Source organism: Streptomyces canus (genome assembly GCF_001514145.1).
Lineage (GTDB): Bacteria > Actinomycetota > Actinomycetes > Streptomycetales > Streptomycetaceae > Streptomyces > Streptomyces canus.
Map to the genome: position 1 here is coordinate 327,793 of NZ_KQ948660.1, position 23,247 is coordinate 351,039.

Below are 23,247 nucleotides of genomic sequence, written 5' to 3' on the forward strand. Positions count from 1 at the left end.
CCGTCAGATTCTCGATCTGCCGCCGACTGTGGCACCGGGCGCATACACCGTCAATAGCTGACGGGCGGTCAGATGACGGAGACCCCGGCGAGCCACCCGCCGTCGATCACGAACGGCTGGCCGGTGATGTACGAGGAGTCGGCTGAGGTCAGGAAGAGCGCGAGCGCCGCCACCTCCTCCGGCCGCCCGATCCGGCCCAGCGGGACGACCTTGCGGTAGAACCGGTCGAGCCCCCGGGAGGCCTCCTCGCCGTCCGCCGACGGGTCCAGGACCGCGGGGTTGGACATGGCGGTGTCCACGGCACCCGGGCACATCGCGTTGACCCGGATACCGCGCGGTGCCAGCTCCAGCGCGGCGACCCGGGTGAGCCCGAGGATCGCGTGCTTGGAGGCCGCGTAGGCGCCCACGCCCGCCATCCCGGTCACCCCGGTGTAGGAGGCGGTGTTGACGACCGTGCCGCCGTCGGACAGGACGGGCGCCACGGTCCTGATGCCGAGGAAGCAGCCGACCTGGTTGACGTTCACGATCTGCATGAACTCGTCGAGGGGGGTGTCGAGAAGGGAGTTGAAGCGCAGGATGCCGGCGTTGTTGACGAGCCCGTCGACCCGGCCGTACTCCTCGACGACGGCCTGTGCCGCCCGCCGCCAGTCGGACTCCTGGCTCACGTCCAGGTGGACGTACAGCGCCCCGATCTCCTCGGCGAGCGCCTTCCCCTGCTCGTCCAGCACATCGCCCACGACGACCTCGGCGCCCTCCTCCCGGAACAGCCGGGCCTCCTGCTCGCCCTGCCCGCGCGCCGCGCCCGTGACGAGGACGACACGTCCGTCCAGCTTGCCCATGCGGTGACTCCTCAGAGGTGGGGGGCGGTGTCGGCGCCGAACGCCGAGATCTGGTCGATGAGTTCGGCTCGGTCGCGGCTGCGGAAGCGCACCTGGATCTGGTCCACGCCCATCGCGCGGTAGGCACGCAGGGACTCGGCGAGTGCGTCGGGCGGGCCGCTGAGCGTCCGGCGGCCGACGTCCCACGTGGGCGTGCCGACGTAGAGCGGCTCGGCGATGGCCCCGACGCTGAACGGCTCTTCGATGCCCGCCTCCGCCCGCAGCCGCCCTATCCGCTCGATCTGTGCCGGCAGCCGGTCCCGGGGGTCCCCCTGGGGCAGCCACCCGTCGCCCTTGAGCGCGGCCCGGCGTACGGCGGCCTGGGAGGAACCCCCGACCCACACCGGTACGCGGGACTGCGCGGGCCGGGGTCGCTGTCCGAGGCCCTCGAAGTCGTAGAGCTTGCCGTGGTGTTCGGGGAACTCGTCGGGCCCCAGGGCCTTTCGCAGGGCGTCGATCGACTCGTCGAGGACGGCGCCGCGCCCCGCGAAGTCGACCCCGAGCGCCTCGAACTCCTCCTGCACATGGCCCGCGCCGACACCGAGGATCAGCCGCCCGCCGCTGAGATGGTCGAGGGTGGCGTACTGCTTGGCGGTCAGCAGGGGGTGCCGCAGCCCGACCACCGCCACATGGCTCAGCAGCCGCACGCGTTCGGTCACGCCCGCCAGGAAGGCGAGGGTGGCGACCGGGTCGTACCAGACCGTGCTCATCGCGGGAGCGAGGCGGCGCGGTACGGCCACGTGGTCGCAGGCCGCGATGTACGCGAACCCGGCGCGGTCGGCGGCCCCGGCCACCTCGGCGAGGTCCTCAGGCCCGGCGCCGGCCTCCCAGGGCTCGGCGTAGATCGTGCTCTGGGACTGGACGGGGAGCTGGATGCCGTACTCGATCACTTCGGGCCGTCCCAGAGGCCGTCCGGGGTGAGGCCGAGCAGTTCGATGGCGTTGCCGCGGACGATCCGCTCCACCACGTCGGCGTCCAGGTGCCCCATCTGGGCCTCGCCGACCTCGCGGGACTTCGGCCAAGTGGAGTCGGAGTGGGGGTAGTCGGTCTCGTACAGCACGTTCCCCACGCCGATCGCGTCGAGGTTCTTCAGGCCGAACGCGTCGTCGAAGAAGCAACCGTAGACATGCTCGGTGAAGAGCTCGGACGGCGGGCGGTGGACCTTGTCGGCGACGCCGCCCCAGCCGCGGTTCTCCTCCCAGACGACGTCGGCGCGCTCCAGGATGTAGGGGATCCAGCCGATCTGGCCTTCCGCGTACATCACCTTGAGGTTCGGGAAGCGCTCGAACTTGCCGCTCATCAGCCAGTCGACCATCGAGAAGCAGCAGTTGGCGAAGGTGATCGTGGAGCCGACGGCGGGCGGGGCGTCGGCGGAGGTGGACGGCATACGGCTGCTGGAGCCGATGTGCATCGAGATGACCGTGCCGGTCTCGTCGCAGGCGGCGAGGAAGGGGTCCCAGTCGTCGGAGTGGACGGAGGGCAGGCCCAGGTGCGGGGGTATCTCGGAGAAGGCGACGGCGCGCACGCCTCGGGCGGCGTTGCGGCGGACCTCGGCGGCGGCCAACTCGGCGTCCCAGAGCGGGATGAGGGTGAGCGGTATGAGCCGGCCCTGCGCGTCGGGGCCGCACCACTCCTCCACCATCCAGTCGTTGTAGGCCTGGACGCAGAGCAGGCCCAGTTCGTGGTCCTTGGCCTCGGTGAAGGTCTGGCCGCAGAAGCGCGGGAAGGTCGGGAAGCAGACGGCCGACTGGACGTGGTTGACGTCCATGTCGGCGAGGCGGGCGGGAACGTCGTACGACCCCGGGCGCATCTGCTCGTAGGTGATGACCTCCAGCTTGATCTCGTCCCTGCTGTAGCCGACCGCCGTGTCGAGTCGGGTGAGGGGGCGCTGGAGTCCCTCGTACAGCCACCAGTCGCCCAGGGGTCCGTCGTCCCCGGGGGCACCCATCACGGGCTTGAAGCGGCCGCCCAGGAAGCTGATCTCCTTGAGCGGGGCGCGGACGATGCGGGGGCCGGTGTCGAGGTACTTCTTCGGGAGCCGGTTCTGCCAGACGTCGGAGGGCTCCACCGTGTGGTCGTCGACGGAGATGATCTTCGGAAGTGCCGTCGTGGTCTCCATGGCGCTCACGGTAGCGCCGATCTGACGGTCCGTCAGCTGGGTGGACGGCGGCCGATGACGACGGTTCCTGTGCGCAAGTGTGCGGAGAGAGAGTGAGGGCCTTGTGACTTACCGCGCGCCCATCTGTGATCAGCCTCTCCACAGCTGACGCATCCGCCATGGACAAGGCAAACTGACGGGGTTGTCAACAGGCCCTAGGGGGACGGCGATGGACGGTGTACCGCGGGTGCCGAAGCAGAGGCGTCCGGGCTCCTCGGCGGGGGCCGGGGAGGACACGGGCTCCGTGACGGGGTCCGGGGGGTACGAGGTCCTCGCGGCGGGGATCGGGGAGGGCCCGGACCCCGCGAGCGGAGCCGTGCAACATGCGGGCCCCGTGGCGGGAGTCGGGGAGGGCCCGGGCTCCGCGGCGGAAGCCGGGCAACATGCGGGCCTCGCGGCGGGGGCCGGGAAGGACACGGGCTCCGCGGCCGGAGCCGCGACCGGAGTCGAGGAGGACACGGACCCCGCGCCGCGAGCCGGACAACACACCAGCCCCGTGGCGGGAGTCGGAGAGGACACGAACCCTGCGGCGGAAGCCGGGCAACACGCGGGCCCTGCGGCCGGAGCCGGGAAGGACACGGGCTCCGCGGCCGGAGCCGTGGCGGGAGTCGGGGAGGGCCCGGGCTCCGCGGCGGAAGCCGGGCAACATGCGGGCCTCGCGGCGGGGGCCGGTCAGCACACGAGCCCCGCGACCGGAGTCGAGGAGGACACGAACCCTGCGCCGCGAACCGGACAACACACCAGCCCCGCGACCGGAGTCGGAGAGGACACGAACCCTGCGGCGGAAGCCGGGCAACACGCGGGCCCTGCGGCCGGAGCCGGGAAGGACACGGGCTCCGCGGCCGGAGCCGTGGCGGGAGTCGGGGAGGGCACCGGCCCCGTGGCGGGAGTCCGGCAACACACCAACCCCGCCACCGGATCCGAGCAGCACACCAACCCCGCGACGGCGCCCGCCCCGCTGCGGTTCAGTGTGCTCGGGCCGGTGCGGGCCCGGCGGGGTGAGGAGTTGTTGAACACCGGGTCGCCCCAGCAACGCGCCCTGCTTGCCGCCCTGTTGCTGCGGGAGGGACGTACCGCGACCGCCGCCGAGCTGATCGACGCCCTGTGGGGGGAGGAACCGCCCTCCCAGGCCCTGGCCGCCGTGCGCACGTACGCCTCCCGGCTCCGCAAGGTCCTCGACCCCGGGATCCTGGTCAGCGAGTCCACCGGGTACGCGATCCGCGGGCTCGGCGAGGACGCGCTCGACCTCGCCGCCGCCCAGGAACTGGCCACCGAGGCGGAGAAGGCCCGCAGCGCCGGGGACCTGCGCCATGCGCGGGACGCGCTGACCCGGGCGTTGGCCCTGTGGGACGGCGAGGTGCTCGCGGGAGTGCCGGGGCCGTACGCCGAGGCACAGCGCGTGCGCCTTCAGGAGTGGCGGCTGCAACTCCTGGAAACCCGCCTGGACATGGACCTGGAGCAGGGCTGCCACGCGGAGGCGGTCTCCGAACTCACCGCCCTCACCGCCGAACACCCCCTGCGCGAACGCCTGCGCGAGCTGCTCATGCTGGCCCTGTACCGCTCCGGCCGCCAGGCGGAGGCCCTCGCGGTCTACGCCGACACCCGCCGCCTGCTCGCCGACGAACTCGGCGTCGACCCCCGCCCCGGCCTGCGCGAACTCCAGCAGCGCATCCTCCGGGCCGACCCCGGCCTCGCGGCCCCCGCCTCCCCGCAGCCCGAACCGGTCGCCGCCCCCGTCCGCCCCGCACAACTCCCGGCCACCGTCCCCGACTTCACCGGACGCGCGGCCTTCGTCACCGAACTGAGCCAGGTGCTCGCCTCCGGATCCGAGGGCCACGTGATGGCGGTCTCCGCGCTGGCCGGCATCGGAGGCGTCGGCAAGACCACCCTCGCGGTGCACGTGGCCCACCAGTGCCGCGCGGCCTTCCCCGACGGGCAGCTCTACGTCGACCTCCAGGGCGCGGGCTCCCGGGCGGCCGAACCGGAGACGGTCCTCGGCGCCTTCCTCAGAGCCCTCGGCACCGCCGACTCCGCGATCCCGGACTCCCTCCAGGAGCGGTCCGCCCTGTACCGCTCGGTCCTCGACGGCCGCCGGGTCCTCGTCCTGCTCGACAACGCGCGCGACGCGGCCCAGATACGGCCCCTGCTGCCGGGCACGGAAGGCTGCGCGGCCCTGGTGACCTCCCGGGTCCGCATGGTCGACCTCGCCGGAGCCCACCTGGTCGACCTGGACGTGATGTCCCCCGACGAGGCCCTCCAGCTGTTCACCAAGATCGTCGGCGAGGAACGGGTCGCCTCCGAGCGCAAGGCCGCCCTCGACGTGGTCGCCGCCTGCGGGTTCCTCCCGCTCGCCATCCGCATCGCCGCCTCCCGCCTGGCGGCCCGCCGCACCTGGACGGTCTCCGTCCTCGCGGCGAAGCTCGCCGACGAACGCCGCCGCCTCGACGAACTCCAGGCCGGCGACCTCGCGGTGAAGGCCACCTTCGAACTCGGCTACGGCCAGCTGGAGCCCGCCCAGGCCCGCGCCTTCCGCCTGCTGGGCCTCGCCGACGGCCCGGACATCTCGCTGGCCGCGGCCGCCGCGGTGCTGGATCTCCCCGCGGAGGACACCGAGGACCTCCTGGAGGCCCTGGTCGACACCTCCCTGCTGGAATCGGCGGCGCCCGGCCGCTACCGGTTCCACGATCTCGTACGGCTCTACGCGCGTGCGTGCGCCGAGCGGGACGAGTGGCCGCCCAGCGAGCGAGAGGCCGCGCTGTCGCGGCTGCTGGACTTCTATCTCGCGACCGCGGCGGCCGTGTACGCCATCGAGCGTCCCGGCGACCGGCTGGTGGAGCACCTGGAGGAGATCCGCTACCCCGGGCTGTCCTTCGAGGACCGCCACACCGCCCAGGACTGGCTGTACGCGGAGGCCAACGCCCTGCTCGCCTTCGTCCAGCAGTGCGCGAAGGGGGCCCTGCTGCGACGGGCGGTGGATCTGCTGTGGGTGGCGAAGGACCTGGCCGAGTCGGGGGCCAACTCCAAGCAGTACGAGGTCGCCGCCGTCGCCCTGCGGGACGCGGCCGACGCGGCGGACGACCCGCGCAGCCGCGCGCGTGCGCTCACCACGCTGACCAACGTCCATCTCGTCGCCGGCCGCTTCGAGCAGGCGGATGCGGAAGCCCGGCTGGCCATGGACCTCGCCCGCGCGGCGGACGACCTGGCGCCCCGTTGCTGGGCCGCCAACGACCGCGGGATCATCGCGCTCTACCAAGGGCGTCACCCCGAGGGCGAGGCGTACCTGCAGGAGGCCATCGAGAGCTTCCGGCTCGACCGGAACCTCGCGGGCGAGGCCAGCGCGCTGTGCAACCTCTCCCGCATCCATCTGGCCATGGGGCAGAGCACCAGCGCCGTGGAGCTCGCCCAGCAGGGCATCGTCATCTACGACCGGCTGGGGCACGCGCTGCGCGGCGCGAACGGCCGGTACGCGCTGGGCCTGGCGCTCACCGGACAGGGGCGCCTGGACGCCGCCGTGGACCGGCTGACCGAGGCGCTCGAGGTCTTCCGTGACAGCCGACAGCGGCTGTGGGAGGGCATGACGCTCTTCCGGCTCGCCGAGGCGCACCTCGTCGGCCACCGGCCCGCGCAGGCCGCCGCCCTGACCGAGCAGGCCCTGGCCGTACTGCGGGGCATCGGCGGCGAGTGGCGGCGCGGCAACGTCCTCACCGTCCTCGGCCGCGCCCTCAGCGGGCTCGGGCAGCCCGGCCGGGCGGAGGCGTGCTGGCAGGAGGCGCTCGGTATCTTCGAGCAGCTGGGCTCGCCGGAGGCGGCCGACGTACGGCTCCTGCTCACCCCGTCGGCCACCGTGTAGGGCGCCCGGCGGACCGGCGTTCATCGTTCGTTTATCGCCGCACGGCACCCTCAGGTTGTCGATCCGTCGCGTCGGGGGGCAGACGGGTCAGCGGTGGTCTCCATCGCTAGGGTTACCGACCCTGACATGACCGCCCGGCGACCCTCGGGGGAGTCGCCGGGCGGGCTTCGCCCATCACACAAACGGGAGAGTCACCACCCATGAGTGCAACCGAGAAGCAGGACGGCACGGTCAAGCCGCTCGACAACCACGCCACGGGGACCGAGGACGAGGTCAAGCCGCTCGACAACCACGCCACCGGCGCCGAGAAGGTCGTCACCCTGGCCGCCGGTACGGACGGCACGGTCAAGCCGCTCGACAACCACGCCACGGACGAGAAGGCCTGACAAGGACTTACCTCGCACGGGGATCGGCCGCGGCGGCGCGGAGGGGGAGCCGTCGCGGCCGAGGCATGTCCGGGCCGGCCCGCTCAGGACCGGCGCAGCTCCCCCTTCACCACCTTCCCGCTCGCGTTCCGCGGCAGCGTCGTCACGAACTCCACGGTCCTGGGCACCTTGTAGTTCGCCATCTCGCGGCGGGCCCAGGCGATGAGGTCGTCGGCGGTGAGGACCGAGCCCGGGCGGCGGACCACGTACGCCCTGCCGACCTCGCCGAGCCGTGCGTCCGGCACGCCGACGACCGCCACGTCGGCCACGGCCGGGTGCAGCCCGAGGAGTTGCTCTATCTCCGCCGGGTAGGCGTTGAAGCCGCCCACGATGAACATGTCCTTCAGCCGGTCGGTGATCCGCAGGTTGCCCGCCGCGTCCAGGACGCCGATGTCACCCGTGCGCAGCCAGCCGTCCTCCGTCACGGCCTCCGCGGTGGCCGCCTCGTCCTCGTAGTAGCCGCGCATCACGTTGAAGCCGCGGACCAGGACCTCGCCGGGCTCGCCGGCCGGCGCCTCGACCCGCACCTCCGTCCCGGGGATGGCCCGCCCGGACGTCGACGCGATCACCGGCAGCGGGTCGCCGCTCCGGCACATCGTCACGATGCCGCTCGCCTCCGAGAGGCCGTACGCGGTCAGGACCGTCTCCACGCCCAGCTCGCCGTGCAGTTGCTCGACCAAACGCAACGGCACCACGGCCGCGCCCGTCACCACCAAGCGCAGGGCGGACAGGTCGTAGGAGGACCGCGCCGGATGGTCGAGGAGCGACTGGTGGAGGGTCGGTGGGCCCGGCAGTACCGAGACCCGTTCCGCCGCGATGTTCGCCAGCACGGTGTCGACGTTGAACACCGACTGCGGGATCATCGTCGCCCCGCGCATCAGACAGGCGATCACGCCGGCCTTGTAGCCGAAGGTGTGGAAGAAGGGGTTCACGATCAGGTAGCGGTCGCCCTGCCGCAGTCCGGCCAGATCGCACCAGACGTCGTACGCCCGCAAGGTCTGCTCGTGGGTGATCACCGCGCCCTTGGGGCGGCCGGTGGTCCCGGAGGTGAAGACGATGTCCGAGGGCCAGGACCCCTCGACCGCCGAGGCCCTGGCCCGCACCTCGGCCTGACCGACCCCGTCCCCGCTCGCCAGGAAGTCCTTCCAGGTACGGAAGTCCGCCGGGGCGTCGTCCGACAGCACCACCACCTGCTCCAGCTCCGGCAGTGCCGGCCCCTCCGCGACCGCCCGGCGCAGGGACGCCACGTACGACGTGCCCAGGAAGGTGCCGGTCACGAACAGCAGCCGGGTCCCGCTCCGGCGCAGCACATCCGCCGCCTCGGCGCCCTTGAAGCGGGTGTTGAGGGGCACCAGGACCGCGCCCGCCGACACCGCGCCCAGCGCCGCGACCATCCAGTCCAGGGAGTTGGGGGCCCAGACCGCCACCCGGTCGCCCGGCCGCACGCCGTTCGCGATGCACGCGGCCGCCGCCCGCTCCACGCGGGCGCCCAACTCGCCGTACGTGACCCGGTTCCGGCCCTCCACGACCGCCTCCGCGGCGGCGTACCGCTCCGCGGCCCGGGCCACCAGCTCCGGGATGCTCCGCCACTCCACATCGGCCTCCCCGAAAGCGGAAACGCATTAGCTGACTACCCGTCAGATTAGCTGTAGCCTGACGGGCTGTCAGCAGGCCTCACAGTGTGCGGAGGTGCGTGCAGCGTGACCCTCAAGGACGCCACGGCGATCGTCGGTATCGGACGGACCCCGTTCGCCAAACGCCTCGCCGAGGACGAGAGAACCCTGGCCTGCCGGGCCGTTCTCGCCGCCCTCGACGACGCCGGGATCGCCCCCGGCGAGGTCGACGCCCTGGCCTCGTACACCATGGAGGAGACGGACGAGGTCGAGCTGGCCAAGGCCGTCGGCCTCGGTGACCTCACCTTCTTCAGCAAGGTCGGCTACGGCGGCGGCGGTTCGTGCGCCACGGTCGCGCATCTCGCGGCGGCGATCGCGAGCGGCCAGGCGAGCGTCGGCGTCGCCTGGCGGTCGCGGAAGCGCGGCTCGGGGCCCCGCCCCTGGACCAACACCACCGTCCAGCTCCCCACCCCGGCCCAGTGGACGAGACCCTTCGGTCTGCTCCGCCCCGCCGACGAGATCGCCATGCTCACCCGCCGCTACCTGCACGAGTACGGAGCCACCCGCGACCACCTCTTCAACGTCGCCCTCGCCTGCCGCAACCGCGCCAACCAGAACCCCGCCGCGATCATGTACGACCGTCCCCTGACCCGCGAGATGTACATGTCCTCCCGCTGGATCAGCGAACCCCTGTGCCTCTTCGACAACTGCCTCGAGACGGACGGGGCACTGGCCTGTGTGCTGGTCGGCCGGGAGCGCGCCCGCGACTGCCCGAACACCCCCGTCTACGTCCACTCCGCCGCCCAGGGCCTGCCCGCCCAGCACCACGGCATGGTCAACTACTGGAACGACGACCCGCTCACCGGCCCCGCCTGGACCGCCGCCCGGCACCTGTGGAAACACGCCGACTTCACCCCGCAGGACGTCGACGTGGCGCAGATCTACGACGCGTTCACCTCCCTCGTCCCGCTGTCCCTGGAGGGCTACGGATTCTGCGGTCGCGGAGAGGGCGGTTCCTTCACGGAGGGCGGGGCCCTGGAGATCGGCGGACGGCTGCCGATCAACACCTCCGGCGGGGGGCTGTCCGAGGCCTACGTGCACGGCTTCAACCTCATCGACGAGGGCGTACGGCAACTACGCGGGACCAGCACCGCCCAGGTACCGGACGCCACCACCTGCCTCGTCACCGCCGGCGAGGGCGTCCCCACCTCCGCCCTGCTGCTGACCAACAGGAGCTGACATGCTCGAACCGGTGAAGGACACCACGGGCGCCCCCTTCTGGGATTACGCCGCCCGGGGTGAACTGCGCGTCCAGGCCTGCGCCGACTGCGGGGAACTCCGCTTTCCGCCCCGTCCCTGCTGCCCGCACTGCCGGTCGTTCGCCGAGGAGTGGCGCCCGGTCTCGGGGCGCGGCCGCGTCTGGTCCTACGTCGTCCCCCACCCACCCCTCCTGCCCGACTACGCGGCGCAGGCGCCGTACAACGTGGTCGTCGTCGAGTTGGAGGAGGCTCCTCGGATACGGCTGGTCGGGAATCTGGTCACCGCGGCCGGGGCACCGCTGGACTCCCTCGATCCGGGCCGGATCCGGATCGGCGCCCGGGTGCACGTGGTGTTCGCCGACGGGCTTCCGCAGTGGGTGCTGTCGTGACCGGCCTGCGGGTCAGCGCCGACAAGGACACCGGTGTCGCCGTCGTCACCCTCGACCGGCCGCACCGGCTGAACGCCATCGACCTGAGCATGCGGGACGAACTCATCGCCGCTTGGCGCGAGTTACGGTTCGACGACTCCGTACGGACCGTGGTCCTGACCGGTGCCGGGGAGCGGGCCTTCTGCACGGGACTGGACCGGGACGCCGAGGTTCCGCAGCCCAACTCCCCCTACATGGCGGATGATCCGCTTCTCCACATCGGCCCGAAGTCCAACGACCTCTGGAAACCGGTCATCGCCGCCGTGAACGGGATGGCCTGCGGTGGCGCCTTCTACCTCCTGGGCGAGAGCGACTTCCTCGTCGCCGACCCGGCCGCCACCTTCTTCGACCCGCACACCACCTACGGGATGGTCAGCGCCTACGAGTCGGTGCTCATGGCGCAGGTCATGCCGCACGGGGAGGCCGCGCGCATGGCGCTGATGGGGACGGCGGAACGGCTCTCCGCCGAGCGCGCCCACGCCGTCGGGCTCGTCACCGAACTCACGGCACCGGGCGGCGCGTTGGCCGCCGCGGCCGCCGCCGCCGAGATCATCGCCGGGTATCCGCCGGAAGGGGTGCAGGGCACGGTCCGCGCGCTCTGGGCCGCCAAGGAGGCCGCCGTGAAACAGGGCTTCGCCCAGGCCCCGCACCTCGTCTCGCTCGGGAACCTCCCCCCGGACCGCCAGGCCGAACTGTTCCGTTCCCGGCGGTCGGGATTCAGGTCGCGCTAGCGCTACACCACGTCGGCTTCCGGCTCGACCCAGCAGCGGTCGAGCTTCGCCAGGACGGCCCCACTCGCCTGCACCTGGATCTTCGACGTGCCTCTGGCGGGCACCGTGATCCGCTTGTCCACAGAGCTCAGCGTCCGGCCGGATGCGTCGGTGAAGGAGAACTCGACCTCGAAGGTCGCCTGACTGCTGTTCGGGTTGGTGACCTCGACAGTCGTGTAGGGGGTCGCCTTCGTGGCGCAGCTCACCACCCTCGCCGTGCCGTCCCTGAGTGTCGAGCTGCTGCGGGTGCTGGTGGAGCGGGGTGTATAGCTGTCGTGCTTCTGGCGGGAGCTGCTGCAGCCACCGCCGCTGTCACTGTCGCTGTGGCTGCTCTTGTGCCGCCCGCTCTTGTGCCCGCTGGAGAACCCGGTCAGCGCGAGCACCACCGCTGCCATGACTGCCGCAAATTTGAGAACACGCCCCCGTGAATGCATGCGATCACTCTAACGGGGGCCTCCGACATCGCGCTCAGGTGGCCCTGGCCGTCCCCGTCCCCTTCTCCGCGTCCAGCGCGTACACACACCGGTCCTTGCTGCACGCGTACACGACCCCGTCCTTGACCACCGGCGACCCGGTGATCTCCCCGCCGGTCGCGAGCTTCCAGCGCAGCCGGCCGTCGTCGGCCTTCAGGGTGTAGAGCAGATGGTCCGTGGAGCCGAAGTGGATCCGCCCCTCGGCCACCGCGGGCGCCCCCACGATGTCCCCGCCCGCCTGGAACCGCCACTTCGGCGTACCGGTGACCGCGTCCAGCGTGTACAGCCCCTTGCCGCTGCCCACATGGACATGTCCCCCGGCCACCAGCACCGGCTCGACGGACGTCCGGGCCTCGGTGGCGATGCGCCAGCGGTCGCGGCCGTCGGTCGCGTCGAGGGCGTACACCGTGCCGAGGTAGTCGGCGAGGTAGACCCCGCCGCCCGTGACCGCGGCCCCCGGGACGAAGGTCGGCGGGCACAGGAAGACCGCCGGGGCCTCGAAGTGCCAGCGCACCCGTCCGCTCGCCACGTCGAGGGCCATGACGCGCGTCCCGGCCGAGATGTACACGAACCCGTCGTGGGCCTGGGCCACCCGGACCGGCACCCCGGCGCAGGAGGCGGCGTCGCCGATGGGGAACGCCCAGCGCTCCTCGCCGGTGCGGGCGTCCAGAGCCCGCAGGCGGCCCTCCTGCCAGACGTAGACCGTGCCCTCGTGGAGCGCGGGGCCGGCCTCGGGGGACTCGAAGTCGGTCTGGCAGCCGGCCAGCTCCCAGAGCTTCTGTCCGGTGGCGGCCTCCCAGGCCTGTACGCCACCGCCGCGGGTCCCGGTGATCACCGTCCCGCGTTCGGCCTTGAGGGAGTACACCCACGCGTCCGTGCTCAGCCGCCACTGGTCGGCGCCCTCGCGGGCGTCGAGGGCGAAGAGCGTGGGGCCGTCGGAGGCGTGGATCCGGCCGTCCGCGACCGCCATCGACCAGGCCACGTCCCGCGTCTTGAAGCGACGGCGGCCGGTGCCGACGTCGAGGGCGTGCACCTCGAAGGAGGTGACGTAGACGAGGTCCCCGGCGACGGCCGGGGTGCCCCACACGTCGTTCGACATGCGGAACCGCCAGGGCCGCCAGCCGCCCGAGTTCTCCGGGGGCGCGGGCGGGGGTGCCGGTACGGCGGGGCCCACGGCGGGCTCCGTGCCGTTGACACCGGGGCGCGGCCGGGACCAGGTGGCGACCAGGCCGGCCTCCGGCGGGGGCGCCTTCACGGCGGCGGCACGGGCGTCGGCGACGCGCGGTCCGGGCCCGATGGGCACCTGGGCACCGGCGAGGCGCACGGGGCCGGCGTCGGGGGCGCCGACGGGGACGGGAGCGGGCGGCGGGTCGTAGGCGGGCGGGGGCGGTACGGCGGGGCGGCCGCCTCCGCTGCGGGCACCACCCGGCTGGGTGGGCACCGGGCGCCCGCCGCGCCGCGTCTCGATCATGGCGACGGCCTTCTCGGGCAGCCACGCCGACGCCGTACCGCTGTCGTCCGAGCCGGAGCCGAAGAGGTGGGGTGCCAGCTGGGCCTGGAGGTCGGCCGGGTTGGGGCGCCCCGTGGCCTCCATCTGCATACAGGACTCGATGAGCGGACGCAGCTCGTCCGGGAGGCCCTCGAGGTCGGGGCCCTCGCGCAGCAGCATGAAGACCGTCTCGACCGGGTTGGCACCGTGGAAGGGCGGGTGGCCGGTGGCGGCGAAGACCAGCATGGAGCCGAGCGAGAAGACGTCGCTCGCGCCGGTGACGCTGCGGGAGTCCTTCGCCTGCTCGGGGGACATGTAGGCGGGGGTGCCGACGGCGACGTTCGTCATCGTCAAACGGGTGTTCGAGACGCCGGACGCGATGCCGAAGTCGATCACCCGGGGGCCGTCCTCGACCACCAGGACGTTGGAGGGCTTGAGGTCACGGTGGACCAGCCCGGCGCCGTGGATGGACTGCAGCGCCTCCGCGACGCCCGCCGCGAGCCAGCGCACCGCCTGGGCCGGAAGCGGCCCGCAGTCGTTCACTATCTCTTCGAGGGAGGGCGCGGGGACGTACGCCGTGGCCAGCCACGGCACGGCCGCGCGCGGGTCGGCGTCGACCACGGCGGCCGTGTAGAAACCGGAGACCGCCCGGGCCGCCTCCACCTCGCGGGTGAAGCGGACCCGGAAGAGCTGGTCCTCGGCGAGTTCCGTACGGACCGTCTTGATCGCCACCCGCCGGCCCGACGCCGAGCGCGCGAGATAGACCAGCCCCATGCCGCCGGCACCCAGCCGTCCCAGCACCTCGAACGGCCCGATCCTGCGCGGATCGTGCTGCGTCAGCTGATCCACCACTCTGCCTGCCACCTCCCCGTACAAGCCGCGCCACCCACATATGTACGCGACCCCGTGCAGCGTCTCACCACCGCACCGCCATGGCGGCACGCAACCCTGATTCTTCCTGGCCGGAGGCCTGGTGGCGAACCCGGGGTCAAATGGGATGTCTCTCCTCAAAGCGGAAGCTTCTACCGCTCCGATCGCTCCAGAATGGCGAACGACGCTCCCTGATTGTCGGTGACGACGGCCACTTTTCCGTACGACGTCTCGAATGGCGGCGCCTGGACCCGCCCGCCGAGCCGGCCGACCGTCCCGAGCACGGCCTCGCAGTCCTCGACCCCGAAGTGCACGAGGAAGTGGGGCGGCATCTCGGCGGGGAAGACGTCGGAGACCGGGGCGCGGCCGAAGTCGGGGTGGGCCTCGGGTCCGAAGAGGGCGTCGTGGAAGAGCCCGCCGTAGAAGGTGTTGGCGGCCTCGGTGTCCCGCGCGTACAGCTCGACCCAGGCGAAGGTGCCGGGCTCGTGCCGTGCGCCGAAACCAGGGTGGCCGCCCGGCTCCCAGAGACCGAAGACGGCCCCCTCCGGATCGGTGACCAGCGCGGACGTACCCAGCTCCGCCACCGGCATGGGCGCGGTGACGACCTGTCCGCCGGCCGCCCAGATCCGGTCGGCGAGGCCCTCGATGTCCGGGGTGGCGAAGTAGACCGTCCACACGGTGGGCATCCGCCCGTCCGTCTTGTGGGCGAGGGCGGCGACGGGGCGGCCCTTGTGGTGGGCCCATACGGAACCCCCGTGGACGTCCGGACGGTCGTGGAAGGTCCAGCCGAAGAGCTCACCGTAGAACCGCTGTCCGGCGGCCACGTCGGGAAGCTGCGCGTCCAGCCAGCAGGGGACGCCCTCGCCGTATCCCGTTCCGTCTGCGGATGCCCTGTTTTCGGCCATACCGTCAAAGTAACGGCGACGCACGCACCCCGCAGGACCAGGTACACCCGCCTCCCCGGCCCCGCGCACCCCATTTGCAGTCGGCCGAATCGCGCTCCGATCACCCCTCGGTAAGCTGACGGCATGACAGGACAAGTGCGTACCGTCGACGGCCGTGTGGCCGGCCGGCGTGGGCAGGCGACCCGGCAGAAGCTGCTCGACTGCCTCAGCGAGATGCTCAGCTCCTCCCCTTACCGGGACGTCAAGGTCATCGATGTCGCCCGCAAGGCGGGCACTTCACCCGCGACCTTTTACCAGTACTTCCCGGACGTCGAGGGCGCCGTCCTGGAGATCGCCGAGCAAATGGCCACCGAGGGCGGCCAGTTGACGCAACTGCTCGAAGGCCGGTCGTGGGTCGGCAAGGCGGGATGGCAGACCGCGCAGGAACTCGTGGACGGTTTCCTGGAGTTCTGGCGCAGGAACGACGCGATCCTGCGCGTGGTCGACCTCGGCGCCGCCGAAGGCGACAAACGCTTCTACAAGATCCGCATGAAGATCCTCAACTCGGTGAACAACTCCCTCGTGGACGCGGTCACCGAGCTCCAGTCCAAGGGCAAGGTCGACAAGGACGTCAACCCGGCCGCGGTCGCGGGTTCCCTCGTCGCGATGCTCGCGGCGGTGGCCTCGCACCAGAAGGGCTTCCAGACCTGGGGCGTCAAGCAGGCCGAACTCAAGCCGAATCTGGCGCTGTTGGTGCACCTGGGCGTGACGGGCAAGAAGCCGACGAAATAACGGCCCTCCTCGAGTCCTGTCTGGCAGGCGGCTGTTCACACGGGTGGACAGCCGCCTGTCGTGCGTCCGGCCCTCACCTGCGGGTGATCCGGAACAGCCGTATCTCCCGCTCGACCCGTGCCTGATAGGTGGCGTACGGCGGCCAGAACGCCAGCGCGGTCTTCCACACGGCCACCCGCTCCTCCCCCGTCAGCAGCGTCGCCGTCACCTCGATGTCCTGCCCCTTCCAGCTGACCGAGGCCTCGGGGTGGGCGAGCAGGTTGGCGGTCCAGGCGGGGTGGCCGTCGCGGCCGAAGTTGGAGCCGATGAGGATCCAGGTACGGCCCTCCTCCTCGGGCATGCAGGCGAGCGGCGTCCGGCGGGGCAGCCCGCTCCTCGCCCCCGTCGAGGTGAGCACGACCCCCGGCAGCATCTGCGCGCTGAGCAGGAACTTCCCGCGCGTGATGCGGTGCACGGCCCGGTCCAGGGCCGGAATGACGTGCGGCGCGACCTTGGCGAAGCCGCGCGTGGACGACACCTTCTGGACGATCCGCTCCCCGATCACACCGACACCTCCGCCCGCTCGAAGAGCCGCGCCACGTCGGCGGCGTGCGCCCGCAGCCGGTGCGCGGAGCCGAAGAGCAGCTCGTCCGCGGTGGCGCGCTTGAAGTACCGCTGCGCCTCGTGCTCCCAGGTGAACCCGATGCCTCCGTGCAGCTGAATGCCCTCGGCGGCGGCCGTATGCAGGGCTTCCAGGGCCTGGGCGAGGGCGAGCCCACCGACCCGCCGCTCGCCGTGAACGGTGGCCCAGGCGGCGAAGTAGGCCGCGGAACGGGCCGCCTGAAGCTGCACGTACACATCGGCGAGCCGGTGCTTCACGGACTGGAAGGACCCGACCGGCCGCCCGAACTGCTCCCGCTGCTTGACGTATTCGACGGTCATCTCCAGCACACGGTCGGCGGCCCCGACGGCTTCACAGGCGAGGACGCCGGCGGCGGTGTCCCCGGTGCGGGCGAGGGCCCCCAGGACATCGGCCTCGTCGTCGTCACCGAGCAACTCCGCTTCGACGTCCCGCAGTTGGACGCGGGCCTGCGGCCGGGTGGCGTCGAGTGCGCGCTGCCGGGTGCGCACGAGCCCGGGGGCGTCACCGGGAACGAGGAAGAGGAGGGTACGGGACCGGGCGAACCCTCCGGCATGGGCGGCCACGAGCAGGAGATCGGCGCTGTGCCCGTCGAGGACCTGGTCGACTTCGCCGTACAACCGCCAGCCGGGAGCGTGGGGTTGCTCTTCGGGGAGCGACCGCGCGACCGGGGACGGCTGCGACGCCGAGGGAGCCGCGGCCGATCGCGACGACTGCGTTGCGGCGGACGGCCCCGCTCCCTCCGTTGCTCGCGATGACTGCGTGGCGACGGGCGCCCCCGCCCCCTCCGCAGCCGCGGAGGGTCCTGCCGTCGGGGCGCCTCCCGGCCCGCCCAGAGTGGCACCGGCCGCGCGCGGACCGGCGACGACGACGGGCGCTTCCACGCCCTCCGCAGCCGCGGACGGCCGTGCCGCCGGGGCACCTCCCGGCCCGCCGAGAGCGGCACCGGCCGAGCGCGGACTGGCGACGGCACCCCCACCCGCGCCACCGGACGGCCGGGCCTGGACCCCGCCCGCTCGCCCTCCGCCCGCCCACTCGGCCCTGTTGTCGCCGGTGAGCCCCAGCGCCGCCCCGGGGGGCGCAGCAAGGGTGGCGGTCAAAGCGCCGGAAGCCATGCGGGGCAACAGATCGGCGCGCTGCCTCTCCGTCCCCAGGGCCAGCACCAGCGGGGCCACGAGAACCGCCGTGCCCAGCAATGGCGTGGGCGCCAGCACCCGCCCCGTCTCCTCGCAGGCCAGTGCCAGTTCCGTCACCGAGCACCCCACACCGCCGTACGTCTCGGGAAGTGCCAGCCCCGGCAGTCCCAGCTGTTCGGCGAGGGCCGTCCACAGCGCCGGGTCGTGGCCGGCCGGAGTGTCGACCGCACGCCTCGACTCCTCGGGCCCGCAACGCCTCCGCAGCAGTTCCCGCACGGCACGTCGGATCTCGTCCTGTTCGGCGGTGAAGCGAGCGTCCATGGCTCTTCCTCTTCCCTCCCGATCTGACGGTCCGTCATATTAGGAGCGCCCGCACCAGATGCCCAGAGGCAGGAGGCCCTCATGCCCCCCGGGAGCCGGAAAGTCGCGATCACCGGAGTGGCCCTGGCCGACTGCGGCCGCGTGGACGACGCGACGCCCTACACCCTGCACGCCCAGGCCGCCCGCCGCGCCCTGGCCGACGCCGGACTGGACCGCTCGCTGGTCGACGGCCTCGCCTCGGCCGGCACCGGCACCCTCGCCCCCGTCGAGATCGCCGAGTACCTGGGCCTGCGCCCCACCTGGGTCGACTCGACCTCGGTCGGCGGTGCCACCTGGGAGGTCATGGCGGCGCACGCGGCCGACGCGATCGCCGCCGGACACGCGAACGCGGTCCTGCTGGTCTACGGCTCCACGGCCCGCGCCGACATCAGGGCCGGCCGCCGCACCGGCACCCTCTCCTTCGGGGCCCGCGGCCCGCTGCAGTTCGAGGTGCCCTACGGCCACACCCTGATCGCCAAGTACGCGATGGCGGCCCGCCGCCACATGATCGAACACGGCACGACCATCGAGCAGTTGGCGCAGGTCGCGGTCCAGGCCCGCGCCAACGCGGCCCTGAACCCCGAGGCGATGTTCCGCGACCCGATCACCGTCGACGACGTCCTCTCGGGCCCGATGATCGCGGACCCGTTCACCAAGCTGCACTGCTGCATCCGCTCCGACGGCGGCGCGGCGGTGCTGCTCGCGGCCGAGGAGTATGTACGGGACTGCCGTCCCGCTCCCGTCTGGGTGCTGGGCACCGGGGAGTACGTCTCGCACGTCAGCATGTCCGAGTGGCCCGACTTCACGGTGTCCCCGGCGGCGGTGAGCGGACGGCTGGCCTTCGAGCGGGCGGGGGTGCGCCCCGAGGAGATCGAACTCGCCCAGATCTACGACGCGTTCACCTATATGACGCTGGTGACGCTGGAGGACCTCGGCTTCTGTGCCAAGGGCGAGGGCGGTGCCTTCGTGGAGAAGGGACGGCTGAAGGTCGAGGGCGGGGACCTGCCGGTGAACACCGACGGCGGCGGGCTGTCCGCCCAGCACCCGGGCATGCGCGGGCTGTTCCTCCTCGTGGAGGCCGTACGGCAGTTGCGCGGGGAGGCGGGCGCACGGCAGGTGCGGCGCCCGGACGGGTCGGCGCCGCATCTGGCGGTGGCGTCCGGGACGGGGGGCTGGTTCTGCTCGTCGGGGACGGTGGTGCTGGGGCGTTAGGGCACGACTCTGATGGTCGCCTTGTCGTTGGGGGTGTCCGGGTCCCTGCGGCCCACGTCCCACGGGTTGGAGGGGGCCTTCTCCAGGAGGCTCAGGGTGCCCTCGCCGGGGGCGCCGAGCTCGGCCGTGAACTCGAAGGAACGGGTCTCACCCGGCTTCAGGTCGGGCACCTCGCAGGTGTAGGTGAAGCCGTTGTTGTCGCAGTACGCCCGGTAAGCGCCGTCGTCGTACTCCTCCATGGGCTCCTTCACCACCCTCAGCTCGAAAGGCGGCTCGAAGACCAGCTCGGCCGTGGTGCCGGCGTCGGCGGGCCCGTTGTTGGTGACCTCGATGCGGAAGGTGCGCCGGGTGCCGGGACCGCCGCGCAGTTCGACGTCGGAGACCTGGTAGTCGGCGTGGGTGTCGACGACGAGCTGGGTGGATCCGCCGCCCCCGACGAAGGTGCCCTCGCTGCCGGCGGTGGGCTCGGCCTCCAGGGCCGGCCCGTCGCCGGGGCCGCCGCCCTTCGTATAGCTGTGGTACTGCCCCGGGCCCATGTCCAGGGCCCAGACGTCCCGGCCGTAGGAGGGATACATCTGCGCGGCGGGGACGCGCAGTCTCATGGCGGGGCGGACGACGAGCGTCTCTCCCGGGTCTACGGTCACCTCCGGCAGCTCGCACACCGCGAGATGGCCCTTGCTCAGCTCGGGGTAACGGCAGTTGTCGTACCGCTGCGTGAACTCCGTCCCGTCGGCGCTCATCGCGATCCCCAGCCCCTTGACCGGCACCTCGCCGGTGTTCCGCACGACGAGCGGGGAGATTAGCTCGGAGCCGGGCCGCAGAAGATCCTTCGAGTACGCGGGTGCCACCGCCTCGACCACCGGCTCGCCGACGACGAAACGGGTCCGTGCGGTGAGCTTTCTGCCGCTCTTCGTGGTGTAGGTGTAGCGGACGACGGCCGTGGCACCGGCCTCGGCGCCCTTGACCCCGTACGGCTGCGCACGGGCGCTGTCCGCCCAGTCGCTGTAGTCGCCGTCGACCTCACAGGTCAGATGCGCGGAGTCGCCCTCGCAGGATCCGTACTTCTTCAGCCGGACCACGTCCCGCCCGTCGGGGGCCACCTCCACCGTGAGCCGGCGGACCCCGGGGCCGTTCCCGTCCTCGGCCGTCACGGAGAAGGGCATCTTGTCCTTCGGGCCGGACTTGTCGCCGTAGGGGCGCAGGTAGAAGAGCTCGGGGACGGTGAGGGAGGAGTGCGCCGCCCCGGAGTCGCAGGCGGCCAGGGACGCGAGCAGAAGGACACCGGCGGCGCCAACTGCCGTACCGGACAAGCGATTCACCGACCATCCCTCCCTCAGGTGTGCGAAGTACCCTGAACTGTATGGCCCTGACTCGTGAGCAACGTGAACAGTTCCTGGCCGAGCCGCATGTCGCCGCGCTGGCGGTCGACGCCGGAGAGGAGCGCGCGCCGCTCGCTCTGCCGATCTGGTACCAGTACACGCCCGGTGGTGACATCTGGATCATGACCGGGCGCGATTCCCGCAAGCACGAACTGATCCGGGCGGCCGGCCGTTTCTCCCTGCTGGTCGAGCGCGTCGAGCCCACCATCCGGTACGTGTCCGTGGAGGGGCCGGTCGTCGACACCCGACCGGGCACCCTCGAAGACCTCCGGGAGATCTCCGCCCGCTACCTGCCGGCCGAGAAGGTGGACGGGTACGTGGAGTTCGCCTCGAAGAACCACGGCGAGCAGGTGATCATCCGGATACGGCCCGAAAGGTGGGTGACGTCCGACCTCGGTACCGTCTGAGGCATGGCAACGGATCTTCACGAACTGCTCAGGTCGCTGCGGGTGTGGGACCCGGAGGTCACCTCGCTGCCCTCCTTCGACCCCGCGACCGCGCCCGCGACCCCGCTGGAGCTCTTCACCACCTGGTTCGCGGAGGCGGTGGCCGCCGGGCAGACCGAGCCGCACACCATGTCCCTCGCGACGGCGGACGCGGAGGGCCGGCCGGACGTCCGCACCGTGATGCTGCACGGCGCGGACGAGGACGGCTGGGCCTTCGCAAGCCACTCCCACAGCCGCAAGGGAGGACACCTGTCGGTACGCCCGTACGCCGCCCTCGGCTTCTACTGGCCGGTCCTCGGCCGGCAGGTGCGGGTGAAGGGGCCGGTGAGCGCCGCGCCCTCCGAGGAGGGCCAGGCCGATTTGCACGCCCGCTCGACCGGCGCGCTGGCCGCCGCGCTCACCGGACGGCAGAGCGAAGTACTTGGCTCGCTCGGGGAGTTGGCCCGGATGTCCGAGGAGGCCTGGGAGCGGGCGCAGCGGGAGCCGGAGGTGCCGGTGCCGTCCTGGACGCTGTACCGGCTGCTTCCGGACGAGGTGGAGTTCTTCCAGGGGGACGAGCGCAGGCGGCACGTCCGGCTCAACTACCGTCGGGCGGATCGGGGTTGGGCTCAGGAACTGCTCTGGCCCTGAAAGTCGTACACCGCGAAGTCCGCCACCGGCCGGTAACCGATGCGCTGGTAGAGGCCGTTGCTGGTCGGGTTGGCCAGGTCGGTGAAGAGCAGCACCTCGTCGGCGCCCCGCTCCCGCGCCAGCCGGCTGACCTCGGCGGTGGCGGCACCGGCGTACCCGCGGCCGCGGAGACCTGCCGGGGTGTAGACGGGCGCCACCCGGATCTGGCCGGCGACCGGCGGAGTGAGGCCGGCCATGGAGACGGGGGTGCCGTCGGGGGCCTCCCAGAGGGTGACTCCGCCGTAGGCGAGGCGGGCGTCGGCCCAGGACTCGGCGCGCACGGAGTCGTTCTCGCTCTCTCCGATGTCCCGGACGAACTCGCCGAACCAGCGCGCCAGCAGCTCCCGGTCGTCCTCCCCCGCGATCCTCGGCCGCCCCTGTGGCACCGGCTCCGGCTCGGTCAGTGTGTCCAGCCGGTACAGCCGCTGGCGCTGATACGGCACGGCCTCGGCCCCGGTCCGGCGCCGCCAGGCCTCGGCGAAACCTTCCGCGGTCGCGGCCTCCGCACTGACACCGGGCACGGCATGGCCCAGGGCCGTCAGATGGGCGGCGAGGGAGTCGGCCCGCGCGGTGGTCAGGGGCGTGAGATACAGCCGGTACGGCGGTGTCCGGAAGTAGGCCCCCCGTACGCTCCCGTCCTCCTCCAGCAGTCCGAAGAGGGGCGCCTCGTCGCCGTACGCATGGAGCCCGCGGGTGCGCAGCCCCTCGGTCACGGTGAGGACGACGGTGTGCAGGTCCGGGCGGGAGCGCAGGAAGTCACCGGCGCGGGTGAGGAACTCGTCGAGGTCTTCGGTGGAGTGCCAGGCTGTGGGAGGCATGTCTCATGATCCTGCGCGAGCGCGCCGGACGCCTCCGAATTACGACGGCTCGGGGTCCGTCGCCAGTCGGGCGTGCAGGTGCACGTCCCGGAACGCGTCGTGCCGCCCCGCCTCGAACATCGCGCCCCGCAGCGTGCCCTCGTAGCGGAAGCCGCAGCGTTCGGCGACGGTGCAGGAGGCGTCGTGGCCGAGGGCGTGGCCCAGTTCCAGCCGGTGCAGGCCGAGGTCGGTGAGGGCCCAGTGGGCGCCGAGGCGGAGGGCGCGGGTGGCGACCCCGTGGCCGCGGGCCTCGGGCAGCACCCAGTAGCCGACGCGGGCGGTGCGGAAGACGTGGTCGATGACGTTGATGCCGAGGTGTCCGAGCGTCTTACCGCTCGACTCGTCCGTGATCCGGTACGACACGCTTGTGCCCTGCGCCGCCTGTTCGGCCCTGCGTCGCATGCCGGCACGGGCGCCGTCGAGGTCGTGGATCAGGGTGAGAGGGGTGTTCCAGCGCCCGAACTCGGGGTCCAGCGCGCCGCGCAGCCAGTCCTGGGCCTGGGCGCCGGATTCCGCGTCCCAGGCGCACAGGCGCAGGCCGTGGCCGTGCAGCGGGGTGAAGGGGCGGATGAGGTGCTGATCGTCGACGTCGGTCATCCGCCCATTCAAACCGCCCCGGACGCCCCGCGCGGCCTGAATTTCGGTACCCGGTCCGGGAAGACCGCCTCCAGGTCAAGGCG

The 23,247-nt window shown here is 72.3% G+C and carries 21 protein-coding genes; 9 read left to right on the top strand and 12 right to left on the bottom strand.

The features are described from left to right. Window positions 1-68 precede the first annotated feature (68 nt). Genes AQJ46_RS18265 through AQJ46_RS18275 form a run of 3 tightly spaced genes read right to left on the bottom strand, consistent with a single transcriptional unit; the run spans window position 69 to window position 3,006 of the window. A complete protein-coding gene (locus AQJ46_RS18265) occupies window positions 69-839 on the bottom strand; it encodes an SDR family NAD(P)-dependent oxidoreductase (RefSeq protein ID WP_059206601.1) in 771 nt (256 codons plus the stop codon). 11 nt (window positions 840-850) lie between these two features. Then, complete coding sequence (locus AQJ46_RS18270; protein WP_059206857.1) at window positions 851-1,765, bottom strand: LLM class F420-dependent oxidoreductase; 915 nt, start codon at window positions 1,763-1,765, stop codon at window positions 851-853. After that, window positions 1,765-3,006 carry an amidohydrolase family protein gene (locus tag AQJ46_RS18275; RefSeq protein ID WP_059206602.1) on the bottom strand — a complete coding sequence of 414 codons (1,242 nt, stop codon included), beginning with the start codon at window positions 3,004-3,006 and terminating at the stop codon, window positions 1,765-1,767. Before AQJ46_RS18275 ends, AQJ46_RS18270 begins: the two co-directional genes overlap by 1 nt. Before the next feature lie 988 nt (window positions 3,007-3,994). On the opposite strand from AQJ46_RS18275, the gene AQJ46_RS18280 reads away from it, so the two are divergent. Together AQJ46_RS18280 and AQJ46_RS18285 are read left to right on the top strand one after the other, a co-directional pair. Further along, on the top strand, window positions 3,995-6,886 hold the full coding sequence (locus AQJ46_RS18280) for an AfsR/SARP family transcriptional regulator (RefSeq protein ID WP_107117296.1): 2,892 nt from the start codon (window positions 3,995-3,997) through the stop codon (window positions 6,884-6,886). A 200-nt stretch (window positions 6,887-7,086) separates the two neighbouring features. Next, the gene (locus AQJ46_RS18285) at window positions 7,087-7,272 is read left to right on the top strand and encodes a hypothetical protein (RefSeq protein WP_057608484.1); all 186 of its coding nucleotides are present in this window, start codon (window positions 7,087-7,089) and stop codon (window positions 7,270-7,272) included. Window positions 7,273-7,355: 83 nt separating this feature from the next. Here the strand turns inward: AQJ46_RS18285 and AQJ46_RS18290 are convergent, their stop codons facing one another. Next, window positions 7,356-8,906, bottom strand: a complete 1,551-nt coding sequence (locus AQJ46_RS18290) for a FadD3 family acyl-CoA ligase (protein WP_059206603.1) — start codon at window positions 8,904-8,906, stop codon at window positions 7,356-7,358. Between the two features lie 105 nt (window positions 8,907-9,011). On the opposite strand from AQJ46_RS18290, the gene AQJ46_RS18295 reads away from it, so the two are divergent. The 3 genes from AQJ46_RS18295 to AQJ46_RS18305 are packed head-to-tail and all read left to right on the top strand — an operon-like array spanning window position 9,012 to window position 11,342. Further along, complete coding sequence (locus tag AQJ46_RS18295) at window positions 9,012-10,163, top strand: lipid-transfer protein (protein ID WP_059206604.1); 1,152 nt, start codon at window positions 9,012-9,014, stop codon at window positions 10,161-10,163. A gap of 1 nt (window position 10,164) precedes the next feature. Then, window positions 10,165-10,572 carry a Zn-ribbon domain-containing OB-fold protein gene (locus tag AQJ46_RS18300; protein WP_059206605.1) on the top strand — a complete coding sequence of 136 codons (408 nt, stop codon included), beginning with the start codon at window positions 10,165-10,167 and terminating at the stop codon, window positions 10,570-10,572. Continuing rightward, window positions 10,557-11,342 carry an enoyl-CoA hydratase/isomerase family protein gene (locus AQJ46_RS18305; RefSeq protein ID WP_059206606.1) on the top strand — a complete coding sequence of 262 codons (786 nt, stop codon included), beginning with the start codon at window positions 10,557-10,559 and terminating at the stop codon, window positions 11,340-11,342. The genes AQJ46_RS18300 and AQJ46_RS18305 overlap by 16 nt, the downstream gene beginning before the upstream one ends. A 2-nt stretch (window positions 11,343-11,344) precedes the next feature. On the opposite strand, the gene AQJ46_RS18310 is transcribed toward AQJ46_RS18305, so the two are convergent. From AQJ46_RS18310 to AQJ46_RS18320, 3 genes are all read right to left on the bottom strand, one after another. Continuing rightward, window positions 11,345-11,776: a hypothetical protein gene (locus tag AQJ46_RS18310; protein ID WP_225887349.1), complete on the bottom strand. Its 432-nt coding sequence runs from the start codon at window positions 11,774-11,776 to the stop codon at window positions 11,345-11,347. A 73-nt stretch (window positions 11,777-11,849) separates the two neighbouring features. Continuing rightward, window positions 11,850-14,195 carry a serine/threonine-protein kinase gene (locus AQJ46_RS18315; protein WP_059206608.1) on the bottom strand — a complete coding sequence of 782 codons (2,346 nt, stop codon included), beginning with the start codon at window positions 14,193-14,195 and terminating at the stop codon, window positions 11,850-11,852. A gap of 170 nt (window positions 14,196-14,365) precedes the next feature. Further along, window positions 14,366-15,118: a VOC family protein gene (locus tag AQJ46_RS18320; protein ID WP_059206609.1), complete on the bottom strand. Its 753-nt coding sequence runs from the start codon at window positions 15,116-15,118 to the stop codon at window positions 14,366-14,368. Window positions 15,119-15,253: 135 nt separating this feature from the next. Here AQJ46_RS18320 and AQJ46_RS18325 point away from each other — a divergent pair, with 135 nt between their 5' ends. Further along, complete coding sequence (locus AQJ46_RS18325; RefSeq protein WP_059206610.1) at window positions 15,254-15,889, top strand: TetR family transcriptional regulator; 636 nt, start codon at window positions 15,254-15,256, stop codon at window positions 15,887-15,889. Window positions 15,890-15,962: 73 nt separating this feature from the next. On the opposite strand, the gene AQJ46_RS18330 is transcribed toward AQJ46_RS18325, so the two are convergent. Both AQJ46_RS18330 and AQJ46_RS18335 read right to left on the bottom strand, forming a co-directional pair. Beyond that, the gene (locus AQJ46_RS18330; RefSeq protein WP_059206611.1) at window positions 15,963-16,433 is read right to left on the bottom strand and encodes a nitroreductase/quinone reductase family protein; all 471 of its coding nucleotides are present in this window, start codon (window positions 16,431-16,433) and stop codon (window positions 15,963-15,965) included. Then, complete coding sequence (locus AQJ46_RS18335; RefSeq protein ID WP_059206612.1) at window positions 16,430-17,965, bottom strand: acyl-CoA dehydrogenase family protein; 1,536 nt, start codon at window positions 17,963-17,965, stop codon at window positions 16,430-16,432. Before AQJ46_RS18335 ends, AQJ46_RS18330 begins: the two co-directional genes overlap by 4 nt. A gap of 81 nt (window positions 17,966-18,046) precedes the next feature. On the opposite strand from AQJ46_RS18335, the gene AQJ46_RS18340 reads away from it, so the two are divergent. Next, window positions 18,047-19,216, top strand: coding sequence for a thiolase C-terminal domain-containing protein (locus tag AQJ46_RS18340; RefSeq protein ID WP_059206613.1), 1,170 nt, complete (start codon window positions 18,047-18,049; stop codon window positions 19,214-19,216). Here the strand turns inward: AQJ46_RS18340 and AQJ46_RS18345 are convergent. Beyond that, on the bottom strand, window positions 19,213-20,535 hold the full coding sequence (locus AQJ46_RS18345; protein WP_159064033.1) for a COG1361 family protein: 1,323 nt from the start codon (window positions 20,533-20,535) through the stop codon (window positions 19,213-19,215). The genes AQJ46_RS18340 and AQJ46_RS18345 overlap by 4 nt on opposite strands. Window positions 20,536-20,576: 41 nt before the next feature. On the opposite strand from AQJ46_RS18345, the gene AQJ46_RS18350 reads away from it, so the two are divergent. Together AQJ46_RS18350 and AQJ46_RS18355 are read left to right on the top strand one after the other, a co-directional pair. Continuing rightward, a complete protein-coding gene (locus AQJ46_RS18350) occupies window positions 20,577-21,002 on the top strand; it encodes a pyridoxamine 5'-phosphate oxidase family protein (RefSeq protein ID WP_059206615.1) in 426 nt (141 codons plus the stop codon). Between the two features lie 3 nt (window positions 21,003-21,005). After that, window positions 21,006-21,671 carry a pyridoxine/pyridoxamine 5'-phosphate oxidase gene (locus tag AQJ46_RS18355; RefSeq protein WP_059206616.1) on the top strand — a complete coding sequence of 222 codons (666 nt, stop codon included), beginning with the start codon at window positions 21,006-21,008 and terminating at the stop codon, window positions 21,669-21,671. On the opposite strand, the gene AQJ46_RS18360 is transcribed toward AQJ46_RS18355, so the two are convergent. Next, entirely contained in the window at window positions 21,650-22,528 is an 879-nt protein-coding gene (locus tag AQJ46_RS18360; protein WP_059206617.1) for a GNAT family N-acetyltransferase, read from the bottom strand. The two genes, AQJ46_RS18355 and AQJ46_RS18360, sit on opposite strands and share 22 nt — an antisense overlap. A gap of 39 nt (window positions 22,529-22,567) precedes the next feature. Then, window positions 22,568-23,164: a GNAT family N-acetyltransferase gene (locus AQJ46_RS18365; protein ID WP_059206618.1), complete on the bottom strand. Its 597-nt coding sequence runs from the start codon at window positions 23,162-23,164 to the stop codon at window positions 22,568-22,570. Window positions 23,165-23,247 lie beyond the last annotated feature (83 nt).